Origin of the sequence: Aquimarina rhodophyticola, from assembly GCF_042434915.1 — a bacterium.
Taxonomy (GTDB): Bacteria; Bacteroidota; Bacteroidia; order Flavobacteriales; family Flavobacteriaceae; genus Aquimarina.
This window is the reverse complement of record NZ_CP170198.1, coordinates 1,601,892-1,619,464: the sequence shown is the minus strand read 5'-3', so window position 1 is coordinate 1,619,464 and position 17,573 is coordinate 1,601,892. Positions and strand designations below refer to the sequence as shown.

Genomic DNA, 17,573 nt, shown 5'->3' with positions numbered 1-17,573 from the left:
TACTATAAAAAGGCGAACATCAAAAACTTGTTAGTGCTAAAAGTTTATCGTCTAGAGAAGAAAAACTTTTGCTTATACCGTTGCTCTAAAAACAAAAAGTAATTGTATAAGAGGTAATTAACCTCATATCCATAGTGGATATTTTGCTGATAGTTAATTTCCTGCATATAAATATTTGGATTAAATTGTTGTGGCTGTCGTACGCGTTGATTGTATGCAATTACATTGCTCCTATTGCGTGTTTCCAAAAATTGTTCGGAGTAGTAACCCCTAGGACGCTGAGTGACAATCCAAGCATTAAAACCAGGTTCAATAATTATAATTTCATATTCGAGACTATCATTTGCAATTCTCAGGGTGTCACTTGTGTTACTATTAATCTTGTCAAGATCACGGATCTGATTTTTGGACGAACTACAACTATAAATAGTTATTCCTAAAATAAATATTATTACAATTTTTTTCATAGTATAAAAATATTCAAAACAATATGAATACTATGTTGTAGAAATTATAAATTCCAGAATGTTATTTGATTTTCTTCAATTTCTTGTATATCTGACAACTCGATATCCGTGTTGTACATAATTATTTCTGTAAAACGATTATTGGCAAACTCATTATTAATTCCATTAGCATATAGTATTCCAAAATTATTTGTAGCTGTACAAGGATTTTGAGTATAATTACCACTATTTAATTCGACTCCAGATCTGCGGATTGACTGAATAATATTAGCACGAATAAAAGAAAGTTGTTGCCATTGATTATTGGGGTTTTGTGCAGATCTTACATTCTCAATACAACAAAATCCTGAATCAAAATATACATTATTATCAGTCCAATTGAGATGTATGGACCAGCGATCACGACTATTACCTGGGCGTCTGGTTCCCATAGAGAATTGATTATTACTTGTAGAAAATATTACAGTAAAGATAGATCCGTTAACTCCTGCATTGGTAAGTACTTGGATACTGGTGTTAATATCAAGTCTATCATTAGTTCCATCTCCAACAAAATAGGGTCTTGATGGGTCTGTAATGAATTGGGGCTGAAACGCGTTTGTATTTTGTGTCGCATTTCTGCCGAGACCACTTTGATCATACCATATAACCACAAAAACATTTGCGTTTCCACGCCAAGCATCAATAGCTGCTACATCTACGATATCATTATCTGCGAACCAAAAATCTCTTACGGCATTGTCACTATCTCTTCGCAGTCTAATCAGTGGCCCATTGTAATTAGATTCGACAACACGCATGGATAAAGCGAAACTTATATTCGTCAATTTTTCGTCAATAATATGGGATGGTTGTAATGTAGGAAAATGATTAGATAACGCTATTTGTGCATATCCTAAAGAGCAGCATAGAAAGTAAAAGTAAATCAAAAAAGTTTTCATATTCTTAAGTCACCAGTAACATGAAAAATATTAGGAGCTGTACATACAATTCCTACTCCAGCATCCAATCCAGCAGTTCTAAATCGTGAAAGTCTGTTTTTTATAGTTACACCTCCAGCACCTGTTATAGTTACTTTTCCATTTCCAATTTGATAGATACTAATATTGAATCCTACAGATAAGCCTGCAGGCACAGTTAATACAATATCATTTTGGCTATTGAAGGTCAATATATTTCTATTATCTATGGGCTTAAGTGTATAATTTCCTGTTTTGACAGATACCGTTGGAGCGCTCATAAATTCTTTCCAAGCTGTACCATCATAGTTTAGGATTGTTTTTTTATCAATATCATATATAATAGCACCTTCTTGAATCGTTGCTGTAGGAATCGCATTGATCTCATTAGAAGTAGCTGAAGGAAGTCCCATTAGTGAAAAAGCATCAATTTGAGCAGTTATAGTGCTTGTCACAAGCAGTAAAATCAGTAAAGTAGTTTTTTTCAAAAGAGTAAAATTGATATTTAATAAATTAAATTTATACTTGTAAAAGTAGTCAAAAATAACTTTTTGTTAAATATTATTTAACAATTCTTACAAAAAACCAATTCAAATTAAATATCAATTTTCATTTTTTAGAATATTATTCGCAGGTTATTTACCAAACAATCCTCCGAGCAAACCACCAAGTCCGCCCTTTTTCTTACTTGAGCCTAAAACTATGTCAGCAACATCATCTAAAACACTTCCATCTCCATCAGAATCAATTAAAGACATTATTAAACTTTGATTTTCTTGAGGTTGTCCCCCTAGCATACTACCTAGTAAGGATGTAATTCCGTTAGAATCAGATACATTATTCGCTTTTTTTTGTTGACCTAGTAACCCCATTAAAACAGGAGCTGCAACTTTTAATATCTGACTAACAGAGCTGCTATCCACGCCTGATTTGGCTCCAATGGTTTGTTCAACTTGTGATTGTTTACCGCCTAAAACATGTCCTAAAATTCCTGCCCCATCAGAAAGTACATTACTATCAATTCCGTTTTGAAACAATCCTCCTAAGTTATTCAAAATGCTTCCATCATGTTTGTTTGAAAGGGCATTCATAAGGCCTTGTGCTCCATCATTTGTAGATGCATTTTTTTTCATAGCGCCCATGAGTACTGGTAATCCCATACTTAAAACATTTTCAGTTTTACTTTCTGATTGACCTGTTTGAGAACTCAATCCGCTGATCATTTGTTTTCCGATATCACTATTTAATAAATCTAATAATCCTGACATTTGTATACGTGTTTTAAAATTATATAATAAAATTACTATTTCTTAGATCTGTAGTCATTTAAATCTAATCAAAATATATATCAAAACACGATTAAATACATGAAAAATCGACAAAAGTTGTTTTTAAAACTCATTTTTATAGCTTTACATCATTATTTATACGCAAAAAGCTCTGTGTAATTAACACAGAGCTTTTTACTATCGATTGTAATTATTGATTATTTAAGTATGCCAATAATTTGATCTGCAAGTTCTTTTCCTATTCGATCTTGCGCTTCACTCGTAGCTGCACCGATATGAGGAGTTAATGAAATTTTGTGATTCATAAGAACTTTCACAGCAGGAGTTGGTTCGTTTTCAAAAACATCCAATCCCGCAAAGCTTAATTTTCCTTTTTCTAGGGCATTAACTAACGCTACTTCGTCCACAACACCACCGCGAGCAGCGTTGACAATTCCTGCTCCATCTTTCATTTTATTGATTTCGCTAGCACCAATAACATAATTTTTTTGTGCAGGCACGTGCAGTGTTATAAAATCTGCATGTTCTAATACTTCTTCTTTGGAGACGGTATTAATAGTAAAATCTAACTTTTGACCATCGTAAAATTCTAAAGGGATAGCTACTGTATCTATAAAGGGATCATATGCAATAACCTTCATGCCAACACCTATTGCTATTTTTGCAGTTTCTTGTCCGATGCGACCAATTCCTAAAATACCTAAAGTTTTTCCTCTTAATTCTATACCGCCTGCATATGCTTTTTTTAAGTTTTTAAACTTACTGTCGCCATCCAAAGGCATATTGCGATTAGCGTCATGTAAAAATCGGACACCGCTATATAAATGGGCAAAAACTAGTTCGGCTACCGAGCTAGACGAAGCAGCGGGAGTATTGATCACTTCGATTCCTTTTTGTTTTGCGTAAGCAACATCAATATTGTCCATACCAACGCCTCCGCGTCCTATTATCTTTAATCCTTTACAGTTATCAATAATATCTTTTCTAACTTTGGTAGCACTTCTAACTAATAACACAGAAATATTTTTCTCGTTGATATAGTTTACTAGCTGATCTTGCGCTACTGTAGTGGTAATAACTTCAAAACCGCTTGCTTCTAGAGCCTTTATACCGCTTTGAGATACACCGTCATTTGCTAACACTTTCATGATAAAATTTTGTTTATTATTTCTAGATATAGATTAGATCTTTTTTACGCCTTACGCTCTAGGTCACTCATTACATCGACAAGGACTGCAACACTATCGAGAGATAAAGCGTTATACATGCTAGCGCGGTATCCACCAACGCTTCTGTGTCCGTTAATGCCATTAATTCCTGCATCCTTCCACATTGCGTCAAAGGTTTCTTTTAAATCTTCTTCAAGAAGAGAAAAAGTTGCATTCATGTTAGATCGATCTTCAGTCGCAGAGAACCCTTTAAATAAAGGATTAAGATCTATTTCAGAATACAATAATTTTGCTTTTTTCTCATTTGCTTCTTCCATTGCTGTGATACCTCCTTGCTCTTTGATCCAACGCATAGTAAGCATAGAAGTATACACGGCAAATACTGGCGGAGTATTAAACATACTTGCTTTACTGATATGTGTTTGGTAATTAAGCATAGAAGGGATTTGTCTTGTTACTTTTCCTAAAATATCTTCTTTAACTACAACCATTGTGGTACCCGCTGGTCCCATATTTTTTTGAGCTCCGGCATAGATTAAGTCAAATTTTGAAAAATCTAATGAACGTGAAAATATATCGCTACTCATATCACAAATTAGAGGCGCTTTGGTACTTGGAAAAGTTTTTATTTGTGTACCAAATATGGTGTTATTACTAGTACAATGTAAATAATCAATAGCATCAGGGATGGTATACCCTTTGGGGATATGGTTGAAATTTGTGTCTTTTGAAGAGGCAACTTCGATTACCTCGCCAAAAAGTTTGGCTTCTTTGATAGCTTTATCACTCCAAGTACCTGTGTTAAGATACCCTGCTTTTTTTTCTAATAAATTATAAGCTACCATCAAAAATTGAAGACTCGCTCCTCCTTGAAGAAACAGCACTTTATAGCCTTGACCTTCAAGATTTAAAAGTTCAAGAACCAAATTTCTCGATTCTTCCATAACATCTACAAAATCCTTACTACGATGCGATATTTCTAGAATTGACAGCCCTGAATTATTAAAATCCATAATTGCTTTTGAGGCTTCGTTAAATACGGTTTGAGGTAAAATACAGGGTCCAGCGCTAAAATTATGCTTTTTCATCAATGGTTTTTAATGGTGTTTGTAAATTATTATAATGAATAACCACGTGACTTGAGTACGTAAAATATTCTTCACAAAGGTGCTAATAATCTAAAAGATATGCATTGTCAATGTGATAAAATATTTAGTTAATATTTGCTAAAAATTCAATAATATCCTTCCCATCCGCGTAATCAGTAAGTTTTGGGTGCTGTGTTTTTCCAAATGGAATTGTAGCTTCTTCATGATTGCCAACAATACATTGCAATAAATGACGATCCTTGGCTATCATGGTTTTAAGATTGTTTTTATCTTCGTAAGTTTCATAAAAGATAGTTGCAATAGGTGAACTATACCTCGTATCTTCTTTCAACATCAAAAAACCATTGTCAAGTAATTTATATTCACTCATTAAATAAACAGCTTTGTTGTAGTCGTAATTGTTAGCATATTTTGCATTATTAACAATGTCATTGTATGCATAAATGGCTTTGAAAAAGGAATCAAAGTTGTATTGATTTGGAACTAAAATCTTGGAAACACTGCGACAACCTAATCCAAAATAGGTAAAAATATCTTCACCTAGTACTTGCAACTCAGCTTCTGTCTCAGTACCCGTGAGTATGGCGACAGAGTTTCTATTCTTGCGAATTATATTGGGTACATTGCCAAAATAATGTTCAAAATAACGTGCAGTATTATCACTGCCAGTTGCAATAATGGCTTCAAAACCAGTAAGCTTTTCGTTACTAAAAAGTATTTGTTCTTTAAATTTAGGAGCGATAGCAATTAAGTATTCACTTATTAAGGGTACTAGTAAATTATCATGTGAAGATAATTTTACTATTGCCGTATTGCCTGTAATAAGTACAGATAGAAAATCATGAAAACCAACTAAAGGTATATTGCCAGCCATAATGATTCCAACTTTTTTGGAAACAGTCTCTGGTAGTGTATACGTTTGTAGCCAATTATTAAGTTGATCTTCGGTTAACAAATTGCTCCATTGATTAATAGAGAATGTTACATTATCCAAAGTGAACCAACCATTATGATGTACCATTTGTTCTATAGTAACCTTCATTTTATCAAAAAATGAATCGTTAAATTTAATGGCATCATTGCGAATAGGAGTGGGGTTTGAGAATTGATTTAAAAATTGTCCCAATTGAGAAAAAGCAGCTATTCGATCATCTTTAGTCATATCTGATTTGTTTATCACTTGTATAGGAGTTATTTTTGTACTGCAAATTTAGAATAAAAAAGAGCTATGGCAATTATAATAACAGATGAATGTATAAACTGTGGTGCATGTGAGCCAGAATGCCCTAACACCGCAATTTATGAGGGAGCAGACGATTGGCGATATGCAGATGGTACTGATTTGAGTGGCAATGTAGTGTTGCCTGGAGGTAAAGAAGTTGACTCAGAAGAAGCTCAAGAACCTATTAGTGATGAAATTTACTACATAGTACCAGATAAATGTACAGAATGTAAAGGTTTTCATGAAGAGCCACAGTGTGCGGCTGTTTGTCCAGTTGATTGTTGTGTTCCAGATGAAGATATTGTAGAATCTGAAGAGTTTTTATTGAAAAAACAAGCATTTATGCATCATGAATAATATTTAGAAATAGACATTAAATAGCCTATCGGAAACGATAGGTTTTTTTTTACTTTTCAAAATTTAGTACTTTCGCTGACGTTATTGTTTTATAAAACAAATGTCATGAGAAAGATTATTTTATTTGTGTGTCTGATTTTTATAGTTTCAATTAGTTCGGCACAGTATCGATGGGAAGTTTCAGCCGGAGCAACCTTTTCAAAATTAAATTTAGATAATATTGATACAAATCGTGGAACTGGATTTTATATTAATGCAGGTTACGGTTATATGTTGGATGATCGAGCTAAAACTAGTATTGTATTCTCTTTGGAAGCGTTGCAACGTCGAAGTACTTTTGCAGAATCAGGTGTTAATAGTATTCTAGTTAACGATGAGACTTTAAGTGTTTCTTATAATGAAGGAGATAGTTTTAGAGCATTACAGATTGGTTTCTCACCAAAATTTAGAGTTATTACAGGTCAAAATACGGATAATTTCAGAGCATTTTTCCAAGTTGGTCCTTCTTTCCGAGTAAATGCTAAAGTTGAAAATGGGGATCAAAAGCTTTCTACTCGGGATTACGAGCAAATTGTTCTAGGAGGTGTATATGGAGCTGGCTTTTCTGTAGCTACAGGAGAGATGTTTGATTTTATGATTGATGCTGGGATTATGAATGATTTTATAGATAATCTTACCGATCAAAGCAGTAAGTTTTTTGATATATATGCAAGGGTTGGGATCAGATATCGTGTTTACGATGCCAGACGATAAGGATACTATTTTAATCAAAAAGAGCTTCAAAATTTAATTTTGAAGCTCTTTTTTTTAAACTATTTTATCGTAGTAACTATAATTTATAATTTAACGATAAAGTAAACATAGTTCCCAATTGGCTAAAATGGTAACCATCGTAGGTCATTTGAGAATATCTTTGATTAAAAGTAATCAAATTAGATTGTGTTTTTACTTGAGCAGGATCGTTTAAAATAGTATCTCCTGCAGCGTTTAAAGAAACAAATTCCCACTCAGGTAATACATTCAAGATGTTATTAACATTAAGCGAAATGGTAAATTTATCTGTAGCAGCAAATCCAATTCCAAGATCCGTAACGACTTTAGGAATAAACTCGGTTGAAAGGTTTTGATCTAAACCTTGTTGTCTAAAGGTGGTTTTACCAAAATAGGTGTTATTTAATGAAAAATCAAATTTACCGATTTCATAATTTGCACCTAAAATCCACTTAGTACGAGGTCTGGATGTAAAAAATAAAGCTTCCTGTGTTTCATTAACTACAGACTGACCAGAATCAGCAACCAAGGCTGGGTTCTTTACCTCTCCATCACGCTTATTTTCAATTGTATAATTCCCAGACAAGCTAAAACCAAGATCACCCGTTCCTAATTTGATGTTTTTGTAATTTGCTACAAAATCAATACCCGACGTTCTCGTATCGATAGCATTTGCAAAAAAACTAACGTCAGATAAATTATTGTCTCTTAATACATCGTCTAAAGCAGTTGTCCCAATGTTCTCGCCACTATCTTCATCAACAGCTGTAGGTCCAATCTCGGTACTTAAAACGATACGATCTTCGACTTGAATATTGTAGTAATCAACTGTGAAGTTAATATTGCTATTAACCTTAACTCCTAAACCTACAGTAACGTTAAAAGATTTTTCGGCGTCTAGTTCGGGTATACCTAAAAGTTTTGCTTGTGGACTTACATTATTAATTAGTCCTCCAACTTGAATACCTTGCCCAGGTACAAAGCTATATTGTGCTTTTTGTGTGTAAATTTGGTGAAGTGTTGGTGCTCTAAACCCTGTCGAAGCAGACGCTCTAAGAGTGATTTTATCCTCCAAAAATTTATAACGTGAACTTACTTTCCATACAAAAGCTTCGCCAAAATCACTGTAATCCTCCAAACGTACGGTTCCATTGATTAAGAAATCTTCGGTAATATCATAAGCAATATCAAAATAGCCTCCAAAGTTGTAACGAGTAAATTCACCAGAGTTTTCTGGACTATTTCCTGCAAAAGAATCGGCTCCGCCGCCTTCCCATGATGCACGATCACCTTCTATTATCTCAAATTTTTCTGCTCTAAATTCAGCTCCAAAACCAACACTAATTTTATCTGAAAGTAGTTTAGCTATATCTATGTTACCTACATGATGAGAAAATTTAGTTCCTCCTGGATCAAATGAGATTGGACTATTGCCACGGTATTTAAAATCTCCTTGAAGTAACTCTACTCCTTCGTTATCATCAATATTTCCGTCATTATTTAAATCAAAAGGGGTTAAATTAACTAATCCATCATCATTTAAATCTCCCAAGAAGGTATCTGGATTTCTTTCACTACTACTGTTGTGAGAATTACTCACGGTATACGATTGAGAGTTACCACCGGTAGTATAGCTCACATCGTAGTTCCATCCATTTTTCTTCGTTTTAAAGCCAATAGAGGCATTGTAGTCATTTAAATCTCCCTCAAATGTAGGCGCATAACCGATATATCGTCCATTAGGACCATTGGGAAAGAAATCTGATAAATATTCGGTATCGCCAGTTGCAGGCCTCCAATATGGAGTTCTATAATTAGCAAAACTATTTACCTTTTTATACACATAAGCAGCATTCATATAAATAGAAGAAGCCTCATTAAGATCGTAACCACCATTAATTAAAAATTTAGCAGCTGCATTTTCTGGAGAACCATTTACATTATTGGCATCGGGATAGGCATTTAAAAAGTTTTGTACATCATTAATATCTGCTTCAAAATCTATCGCTTCACCTTCTGCATCTACAGTGCCAGGACGATTTGCTAAATTTGTTTTAGCAAAATCTATTGTATAATTAAAAAAGCCGTTATCTTCGGTTCCTATAGAGGTGCCATTATTTACGCTAACGCCAATAGTTTCTCCGTCACCTTCAGAGGTTATACCTGATCTAAGCGTAACAGAGCCTTCATCATCGGTATCTTTTAAGATTATATTCATCACACCCGCAATGGCATCCGATCCATATTGTGCAGAGGCACCATCTCTTAATATTTCAACACGTTTAATAGCATCAGTTGGAATGGCAGAGATGTCAGAACCCGTTTCTCCACGTCCTGGAGAAGTTTGTGTGTATAGTAGTGAACTTAAGTTCTTACGTTTTCCATTGATAAGAATTAATGTTCTACTAGGACCCATATTCCGAATTTCATAAGGATCTAATAGCGATGTAGCATCATTAACAGGGGTTTGGACTGTATTAAATGATGGTATTTTATACTGTAAAGCTTTGTCAAAAGTAAGTTGCCCAGTCGAGGCTAATTCTTTTGCTGGTAGCACATCAATTGGTAGTGAAGATGTGGTATTACTTCTAGGTAATGCACGAGAACCTACTAACAAAACCTCTTCTAGTTGAGCACCACTGTCCATAACAATATTAATGGTGGTTTTTGAGTTAACAGGAACTTCTTTCGAGGTAAATCCGACATAACTAAAAACTAAAATAGCATCTGTAGGAACTTCGATGCTATATTTTCCGTCAAAATCGGTAGTTGAGCCATTATTAGTTCCTTTTTCGATAATGTTTACTCCTGGAAGTAAAGCACCATCGACATCTTTGACCGTACCTGTTACAGTTTGCTGAGCAAAGCTGACAGAGGTAAGTAATGTAAATAAGATTAGTGTGAGTTGTTTCATGTAAAGTGTTTTAAAAAAAATTAGTCCTTTTCGGCAAATATACCTTAAAACCATACTTTTTTAACATTTAGCCTGATAATTTTTTACGGTTTTACCGCATTTAACAGTTTTATCTTGATTGCTGAATCAATTTATAATTAATCTTTTGGCTTTATAATAAAATTTTGGCGGCTATAAATATTTGTGTCAATTACATTGTATTAAAGTAAGTGTACCTATTGCTTAGTTGCTTTTAATAACATTATCTTTGCGGTCAAAAATTAGATCGTTTGATCTAAAATTAATTGAATTTTATGAAAGCTGGAATTGTTGGATTACCCAATGTAGGTAAGTCTACATTATTTAATTGTCTGTCTAATGCCAAAGCGCAAAGTGCTAATTTTCCATTTTGTACAATAGAACCTAATATAGGTGTAGTAAATGTACCAGATCCGAGATTAGAAAAACTCGAAGCTTTAGTGAACCCAGAAAGGGTATTGCCAGCAACTGTAGAGATTGTTGATATTGCAGGATTAGTAAAAGGAGCTAGTAAAGGTGAAGGATTAGGTAATCAATTTTTGGGTAATATCAGAGAAACAGATGCAATTATTCATGTATTAAGATGCTTTGAAAATGATAACATTGTACATGTAGACGGTTCTGTAGATCCAATACGGGATAAAGAAACGATAGATATAGAGTTACAATTAAAGGATCTTGAAACGTTAGATAAAAAGTTAGATAAAATAAAGAGAGCTGCAAAAACTGGTAATAAAGAGGCACAAAAAGAAGAGGCAGTTTTGTTAAAGTTAAAAAATGGTTTGGAGGCAGGGATATCCATTCGAGCTATTGATGTATCAGAGGATGATCATGAAGCTTTTGTCAAGCCCTTACAATTTATTACCGATAAACCAGTATTATATGTTTGTAATGTGGATGAAAATTCTGCAGTTGACGGCAACGATCTTGTAACCAAAGTAAAAGAAGCAGTCGCCAAAGAAAATGCAGAGGTGATTACACTAGCAGTCGCTACAGAGGCCGATATAACCGAGTTAGAAGATTTTGACGAACGACAAATGTTCTTACAAGATATGGGACTAGAGGAAGCTGGAGCCTCGGTTTTGATACGAGCTGCTTATAAATTATTAAATCAACAAACCTACTTTACGGCTGGTGTCAAAGAGGTTCGTGCATGGACTATTCCGATAGGTTCTACAGCACCTCAAGCAGCAGGAGTAATTCATACAGATTTTGAAAAAGGTTTTATTAGAGCAGAAGTTATTAAATACGATGACTTTATAACCTATGGTAGTGAAGCAAAAGCTAGAGAAGCTGGTAAATTAGGAGTAGAAGGTAAATCATATGTAGTAGATGATGGGGATGTAATGCATTTTCTATTTAATGTTTAAACAAACAAAATACGTTTTAAGACTGTTAATAAAGCTAATGTAATTCACATTAGCTTTATTAATTTAATACAGAAAATTTAGTTATTTAGTGAAAAAACTATTAATAGTTAATTAATTTTAGTTTTATTGGCATATTAATGTTATAACCAATATCTTTAATTTGGTTAGGTAAAAAATCACTCTAAATAATTATTGTTTTAAATCATTACTTATCACTCAAAGGGCTTACATATTGAAAAAAATATTACTCTTATTACTTTGTATTAATACTAACATCTATTTGTTATTAGGTCAAAAACCTGTGGGTCATCTTCATAATGATAGCTTACAACAATTGATTGAAAAATCTAGTCAACTTTCTTATCAATATAAGATTAAAGAATCCCTTGAACATGCCATTCAAGCTGCCAAATATTCTAACCGAATAAACAGTCATTACTACAAAGGGCATGCTCATTATTTAATGGGGTATAATTATCAAATTTTAGCAGATTACGAAAATGCTGAAAAAAATTTTCGAAAAGCATTAGAATTTGCAGAATTAGCCAATGACTCTATTCTAACCTTATGGTCAGTTAATGGATTAGGTAATGTCTTCTCTGATGGTTATAAAAATTTATCTAAAGCTGTTACCTACTATTTGAAAGCCGTCGAGATAGGAAAAATTTTAGATGATCCATATGAGTATTTACCTCCAGTGATCAATCTTGCGTGGAGTTATATTGATGTTAATAAATATGAAGAAGCCTATCCTTATTTGATGGAAGCAGATGATTTGTTATTAGTTACAAAGGATATGGAGGCTTATTGTGGTGTGAATTTTTTAAAAGGAAAGTATTACTTATATAAAAATGATTTAAAAAAATCAAAACATCATTTTACACTGGCTTTAACCATGGCCAAAGAAAATGAAATGTTACTTGAGATGTCTTATATTTATGAAGGAAGAGCCGAATTATATAGGGCGTTAAATATGATGGATAGTGCGTATTCTGATATTAAGGCATATCAAGCATACAAAGATCAATTATATACCAAAGAACAGCTTAAACAAATAGAAACTGCCAAAGCTGGATTTGAGGTAGAAGAATATGAACAAGAACTTGAACGAACCAAAAAAGAAAAAGACTATCAAACGCGCATTGCCAAAAATAATAGATTTATAAATATAGTTTCAGGGATTGCATTGGTGTTTTTATTGGGAGCAGTTTTCTTTTTTTATAGAGGATATCATGCCAAGAAAAAGTTAAGTGATGTTCTCAAAAATAAAAACAAAGAATTGATCACAGCAAAAACCAAAGCCGAAGAGTTGACTCGCATAAAATCTCAATTTATCTCAACAGTAAGTCATGAATTGCGTACGCCCTTGTATGGAGTAGTAGGGATCACATCCTTGTTATTAGAAGAGGATGATGTGTTAGAAAAGCATAAAAAGCTTCTAAGTTCGTTAAAATTTTCGGGAGATTATCTACTTAATTTGATTAATAATGTTTTGCAAATTAGTAAGATAGAGGCAAAAAATATTAAGTTAGCAAATACTCCTACGAATATATTCAAACTGTGTCAAAATATTTTAAATTCATTAGAATACCAAGCACTAAGTAAACATACCGAACTTATTTTAGAAAGTCCTAGCAACCTTCCCGAAACTATAGATGTAGATTCTTTAAGATTATCAGAAATATTAATTAACCTAATAGGTAATGCTATAAAATTTACAGAGAATGGCAAAATTTGGTTACGTATTAAAATGATAGATACCAATGATGACCAGGTGCACCTCCGTTTTGAAGTAGAAGATAATGGATTGGGTATACCAGAAAGTAAACAAGACTATGTGTTCGAAAAATTTTCGCAAGTCAACCGTGAATCGAATAAATTAGAAGGGACTGGTTTGGGTCTCTCAATAGTGAAAAATTTAGTCCAAATGATGGATAGTAGTATTCATCTAGATAGTAAAGAAGGTAGAGGAACACGATTTTATTTTGACTTAAAGCTTCATATCATTTATGAAGAGTCAAAAAACAGTCATTATAATAGTGAAAATGGTGTGACCGAGGTATATCGTCGCATTTTGATTGCCGAGGATAATAAAATCAATCAAATAGTTACAAAAAATCTTTTAAATCTTATTGGCTATGATTGTACTATTGTTGAGAACGGTTTTAATGCGTTACAAATGATGAAGAAAGAGGATTTTGATCTGGTCCTGATGGATCTTAATATGCCTTATTTAAATGGGATCGAAGCATCCAAAAGAATTCGTGAGTTTGACCAATCTACGCCAATTGTAGCACTTACCGCATCAGAATTAGAGGAGATTAGAGAGGATTGTCTAGCGGTTGGAATGAACGATGTCATAAACAAACCACTTAACAAAAATGATTTAAAAAATATTATAGCCAAAAACCTACTGCCTTAAAATGTATACAATGTTTAGCTTATCTTGGATATAAATTGTTGAACTTTAAGTAGCACTAATTCTGGACACTCCTTATGTGGCGAATGTCCTGTTTTTGGGATCATATAAGCTTCAGCATTTTGTAAAGGATGCATGTTGATAATTGCCATTACTTGATGTTCGGTTCCATATTCATCATCATAACCTTGTATTACTAGCGTAGGACATTGAATCTTTTTCAAATATCCCGTGATATCCCATTTTTTAAAATCTTTTGATAACCAAGTCTCTGTCCATAATTTGAAAACACTATTAGTTTTTGAGCCATGATACTTTTCTAATTTGGATTTTAAAGATGTTGTTTTATAGGCTTGTTTTGCCCTTATAATTCCATCTAGCGTTTTATCTTCTACAAATACATGCGCTCCTTCGGTAATTATAGCTTCAAATGTATTAGGATAGATAGCAGCTGCTAGTAGCGCAATACTACCACCATCACTATGGCCAAATAAAATACAAGATTTTAGATGCAGGGAGTTAAGTATTTTAAAAAGAGTATGAGCTTCTTTTGTTAAATAATCGCGATCTCTCGAATCTATAATTGCTGGGTCAGATTTTCCGTAGCCCTGTCTGTCGTATACTATTGCATTACAGTTTGTTAGTTGAGCTAATTGTTCTGGAAAATCTCGCCATAGCTCAATACAACCTAAAGAATCATGTAGAAATACTAACGTTTTTTTGGTGGCATCAAAGGATGGAGAAATATGTACGGCTATAGCAATATTGTCAATTATTAAGTGTTGCATGGATTAAATTCTCAAAATTATAATAAATATTGAAGAAAAAACCTTTTTTTACACTGTTTGCTGTAACACTACTATAAGTCAAGCGTCCAATAGAGTAGTAATATAAGGATAAAAATGAACGCTAACGTAACAAATTTTATTAAGATAGGTTTTATGAAAAAAATAATAGCTACCGCATGTATGTCAATTTTATTGTATGGGTGTGGAACGACTAAACAAAATAATGATTTGGCTATAAATACACCGATTGTAACTTCTATTGATTTGGTAAATGTACAAGAAGATAAGGTGTTAGTAACGATAAATCCAGGAAGATTTATACAAGATACGATTACCTATCGATTGCCAAAAGTCGTACAAGGTACATATGCAATAAGTAATTTTGGATCTTTTATCGAAAACTTTAAAGCTTTAGATTATACAGGTAAAGAAATAGTAGTTACCAAAATTGATACCAATTCATGGCAAATACAAAATGCACAGCAATTAGATGTAATTCAATATTTTGTTAACGATACCTACGATATAGAACAGACTTCTCAAAAAACTCCTTTCTCACCGTCGGGTACTAATATCGAGCCAGATAACTTTGTCTTAAACTTACACGGTTTCATAGGATACTTTGATAAGTTAAAAACCAATCAATATAGTTTAAATGTGCATAGACCAAGTACAGTTCTAAAAACTTCGGCATTACCACTAACGAGTTCTATACTTAAAGATGATAACACAATGGTTGACACCTATATGGCGAATCGTTATTTTGAGATAACAGATAATCCTATGATGTATGGAGCCTTAGATGTTGAAGAATTTAAGGTTGGAGATATTAAAATCGTATTGAGTGTATATTCTCCAAACAACGTACATACGGCAAAAGCTATAAAAGAAACTGTATTCAAAATGATGAAAGCTCAAAAAGCATATCTGGGTGATATAGATAGTACACCTAGATATGATATTTATTTATATTTATCTTCGGGATCAGATACAGCACCAACTGGTTTCGGTGCTTTAGAGCATCATACCTCTACCGTGGTGGTATTGCCAGAACAGATGCCTAACGAAGCTTTAGCTAGTGCTATGATTGATGTGGTTTCTCATGAATTCTTTCATATTGTGACACCGCTTAGTGTTCATTCTGAAGACGTTCATTATTTCGATTATAACAATCCAACCTTCTCTAAACATTTATGGATGTATGAAGGGGTAACCGAATATTTTGCAACTTTATTTCAAGTACAGCAAGGGTTGGTCTCAGAAAGTGAATTTTATGAGAAAATCTTAGATAAGATGACTTCTTCAAAGAGTTTTAATGATACCATGAGTTTTACAGTAATGAGCGAAAATATCCTGGAGAACCCTTATGCGGCTAATTATATTAATGTTTACCAAAAAGGAGCTTTGATAGGTATGTGTATTGATATATTAATGCGCGAGGCTAGCAATGGGGATAGAGGTATTTTGTCTCTTATGAAAGAATTATCTAATAAATATGGAAAGGAAAAACCGTTTAAAGATGATGATTTACTAACAGAAATATCTAAAATGACGTATCCATCAATCGAAACGTTTTTAAACGATCACGTTCAGGGCACTACAGCTATTAACTACGAAACATTTTTAGAAAAAGTCGGTTTAACAATTTTTTCAAGCAAGGTCGAAACAAACTATATACAAAATGCAGGAGCTCTCATTGTAGCTGGGGATACAGATAAAGACGCTATTTATTTTAATGAATTAGTGGTGGATAACAGCTTTTGGGCGGATAACGGAGTATTACCTAACGATCTTATCGTTTCTGTAAATGATGAACCCCTTACTTTGCAAAATGCAAATATGGTGCTTAGAGGCTCCTTACAATGGCAAGAAGGTGATCCTATAAAAGTAGTATTGAATAGAGGAGGAGAAGAAGTGGTTGTCGAAACTAAATTGGTCAAATCATATACTCAGGGTAAAAAGATAACATTAAATAAAAATGGTACAGAGAAACAACACGCACTAAGAAATGCTTGGTTAAAAGGATAGTCATAGATTTATAAAAAAGCAAACTCGTGATAATTGTTCACGAGTTTGCTTTTTACGGTATATTTTAATACACTATAGTGGATCTGCCGTAACTTGATATTTCATTTCTGCATTTATTGCAACTGTTTCTGTAAGAGTTTCTCTAGTAACTACTTCGGTACGTAAATTGTATGAAGAACCTTTTACATACGCATCTAGAGCAGTATTAGTTGTTTCTAACGAAATTGTTTTGGCATCTTCTGGAACCGTGTCTAGTGAAGCAAGTTCAATTTCATTTTTATCATTGCTGTCCGAAATAAAAATTTTGATTGATTTTAAAAAACTAAAGGTCTTTCCTTCAGGCGAGGTAATGGCCAGATTTAAAGATTTTAACTTTATTTCTTTAACTAAATCAACTCGACTATTATTATTTTCAAATTCACTTTTTGAATTACTCTCAACGGGCGGAGTACTTATTTCAAAGGGAGTAGAAATTGGAATTCCTGAGGATACTTCAAAATCAATATCGTCTGTAATTGTAAAGGTCAATAAATCATCTACTGCATCACAAGCTAGTAAGCTTAGGGCAAATGTGAAGAGTATCAGAAAAGATTTGGGAAATTTTTTGATCATCATAAAACTTTTTTAAATTAATTTGTAAATATAAGAAACAATTTTTATACCAAAATTTCATACAATTCATTGGTAGTAATC

At 33.2% G+C, this 17,573-nt stretch carries 15 protein-coding genes; 5 read left to right on the top strand and 10 right to left on the bottom strand.

Annotated elements, in window-relative coordinates; translation table 11 throughout:
* Positions 1-44 precede the first annotated feature (44 nt).
* From ACE939_RS07115 to ACE939_RS07085, 7 genes are all read right to left on the bottom strand, one after another.
* On the bottom strand, positions 45-467 hold the full coding sequence (locus ACE939_RS07115) for a DUF6146 family protein (RefSeq protein WP_378188214.1): 423 nt from the start codon (positions 465-467) through the stop codon (positions 45-47).
* 44 nt (positions 468-511) lie between these two features.
* Positions 512-1,408, bottom strand: a complete 897-nt coding sequence (locus tag ACE939_RS07110) for an arabinofuranosidase catalytic domain-containing protein (protein ID WP_378188213.1) — start codon at positions 1,406-1,408, stop codon at positions 512-514.
* Positions 1,405-1,914 (bottom strand): hypothetical protein, encoded by a 510-nt coding sequence (locus ACE939_RS07105; protein ID WP_378188212.1) that lies wholly within the window; start codon positions 1,912-1,914, stop codon positions 1,405-1,407. The genes ACE939_RS07110 and ACE939_RS07105 overlap by 4 nt, the downstream gene beginning before the upstream one ends.
* Positions 1,915-2,061: 147 nt before the next feature.
* The gene (locus ACE939_RS07100; RefSeq protein ID WP_378188211.1) at positions 2,062-2,694 is read right to left on the bottom strand and encodes a DUF937 domain-containing protein; all 633 of its coding nucleotides are present in this window, start codon (positions 2,692-2,694) and stop codon (positions 2,062-2,064) included.
* Positions 2,695-2,912: 218 nt separating this feature from the next.
* Positions 2,913-3,863, bottom strand: coding sequence for a D-2-hydroxyacid dehydrogenase (locus tag ACE939_RS07095; protein ID WP_378188210.1), 951 nt, complete (start codon positions 3,861-3,863; stop codon positions 2,913-2,915).
* Between the two features lie 44 nt (positions 3,864-3,907).
* The gene (gene serC / locus ACE939_RS07090; protein ID WP_378188209.1) at positions 3,908-4,972 is read right to left on the bottom strand and encodes a 3-phosphoserine/phosphohydroxythreonine transaminase; all 1,065 of its coding nucleotides are present in this window, start codon (positions 4,970-4,972) and stop codon (positions 3,908-3,910) included.
* A gap of 124 nt (positions 4,973-5,096) precedes the next feature.
* Positions 5,097-6,155, bottom strand: a complete 1,059-nt coding sequence (locus ACE939_RS07085; RefSeq protein ID WP_378188208.1) for an acyl-CoA reductase — start codon at positions 6,153-6,155, stop codon at positions 5,097-5,099.
* 66 nt (positions 6,156-6,221) lie between these two features.
* Here ACE939_RS07085 and ACE939_RS07080 point away from each other — a divergent pair, with 66 nt between their 5' ends.
* Together ACE939_RS07080 and ACE939_RS07075 are read left to right on the top strand one after the other, a co-directional pair.
* Complete coding sequence (locus ACE939_RS07080; protein ID WP_378188207.1) at positions 6,222-6,572, top strand: 4Fe-4S dicluster domain-containing protein; 351 nt, start codon at positions 6,222-6,224, stop codon at positions 6,570-6,572.
* 105 nt (positions 6,573-6,677) lie between these two features.
* Entirely contained in the window at positions 6,678-7,325 is a 648-nt protein-coding gene (locus ACE939_RS07075) for a hypothetical protein (RefSeq protein WP_378188206.1), read from the top strand.
* A gap of 76 nt (positions 7,326-7,401) precedes the next feature.
* Here the strand turns inward: ACE939_RS07075 and ACE939_RS07070 are convergent, their stop codons facing one another.
* Positions 7,402-10,257 (bottom strand): TonB-dependent receptor domain-containing protein, encoded by a 2,856-nt coding sequence (locus ACE939_RS07070; protein WP_378188205.1) that lies wholly within the window; start codon positions 10,255-10,257, stop codon positions 7,402-7,404.
* A 293-nt stretch (positions 10,258-10,550) separates the two neighbouring features.
* Between ACE939_RS07070 and ychF the strand changes: the two genes are divergently transcribed.
* Positions 10,551-11,645, top strand: a complete 1,095-nt coding sequence (gene ychF / locus ACE939_RS07065) for a redox-regulated ATPase YchF (RefSeq protein ID WP_378188204.1) — start codon at positions 10,551-10,553, stop codon at positions 11,643-11,645.
* 232 nt (positions 11,646-11,877) lie between these two features.
* The gene (locus tag ACE939_RS07060; RefSeq protein WP_378188203.1) at positions 11,878-14,067 is read left to right on the top strand and encodes an ATP-binding protein; all 2,190 of its coding nucleotides are present in this window, start codon (positions 11,878-11,880) and stop codon (positions 14,065-14,067) included.
* A 14-nt stretch (positions 14,068-14,081) separates the two neighbouring features.
* Here the strand turns inward: ACE939_RS07060 and ACE939_RS07055 are convergent, their stop codons facing one another.
* Entirely contained in the window at positions 14,082-14,852 is a 771-nt protein-coding gene (locus ACE939_RS07055; protein ID WP_378188202.1) for an alpha/beta fold hydrolase, read from the bottom strand.
* A 153-nt stretch (positions 14,853-15,005) separates the two neighbouring features.
* Here ACE939_RS07055 and ACE939_RS07050 point away from each other — a divergent pair, with 153 nt between their 5' ends.
* Positions 15,006-16,880, top strand: a complete 1,875-nt coding sequence (locus ACE939_RS07050) for a peptidase M61 (RefSeq protein ID WP_378188199.1) — start codon at positions 15,006-15,008, stop codon at positions 16,878-16,880.
* Between the two features lie 72 nt (positions 16,881-16,952).
* Here ACE939_RS07050 and ACE939_RS07045 read toward each other — a convergent pair whose 3' ends face one another.
* Positions 16,953-17,492 (bottom strand): hypothetical protein, encoded by a 540-nt coding sequence (locus ACE939_RS07045; protein ID WP_378188198.1) that lies wholly within the window; start codon positions 17,490-17,492, stop codon positions 16,953-16,955.
* Between the last annotated feature and the right edge of the window lie 81 nt (positions 17,493-17,573).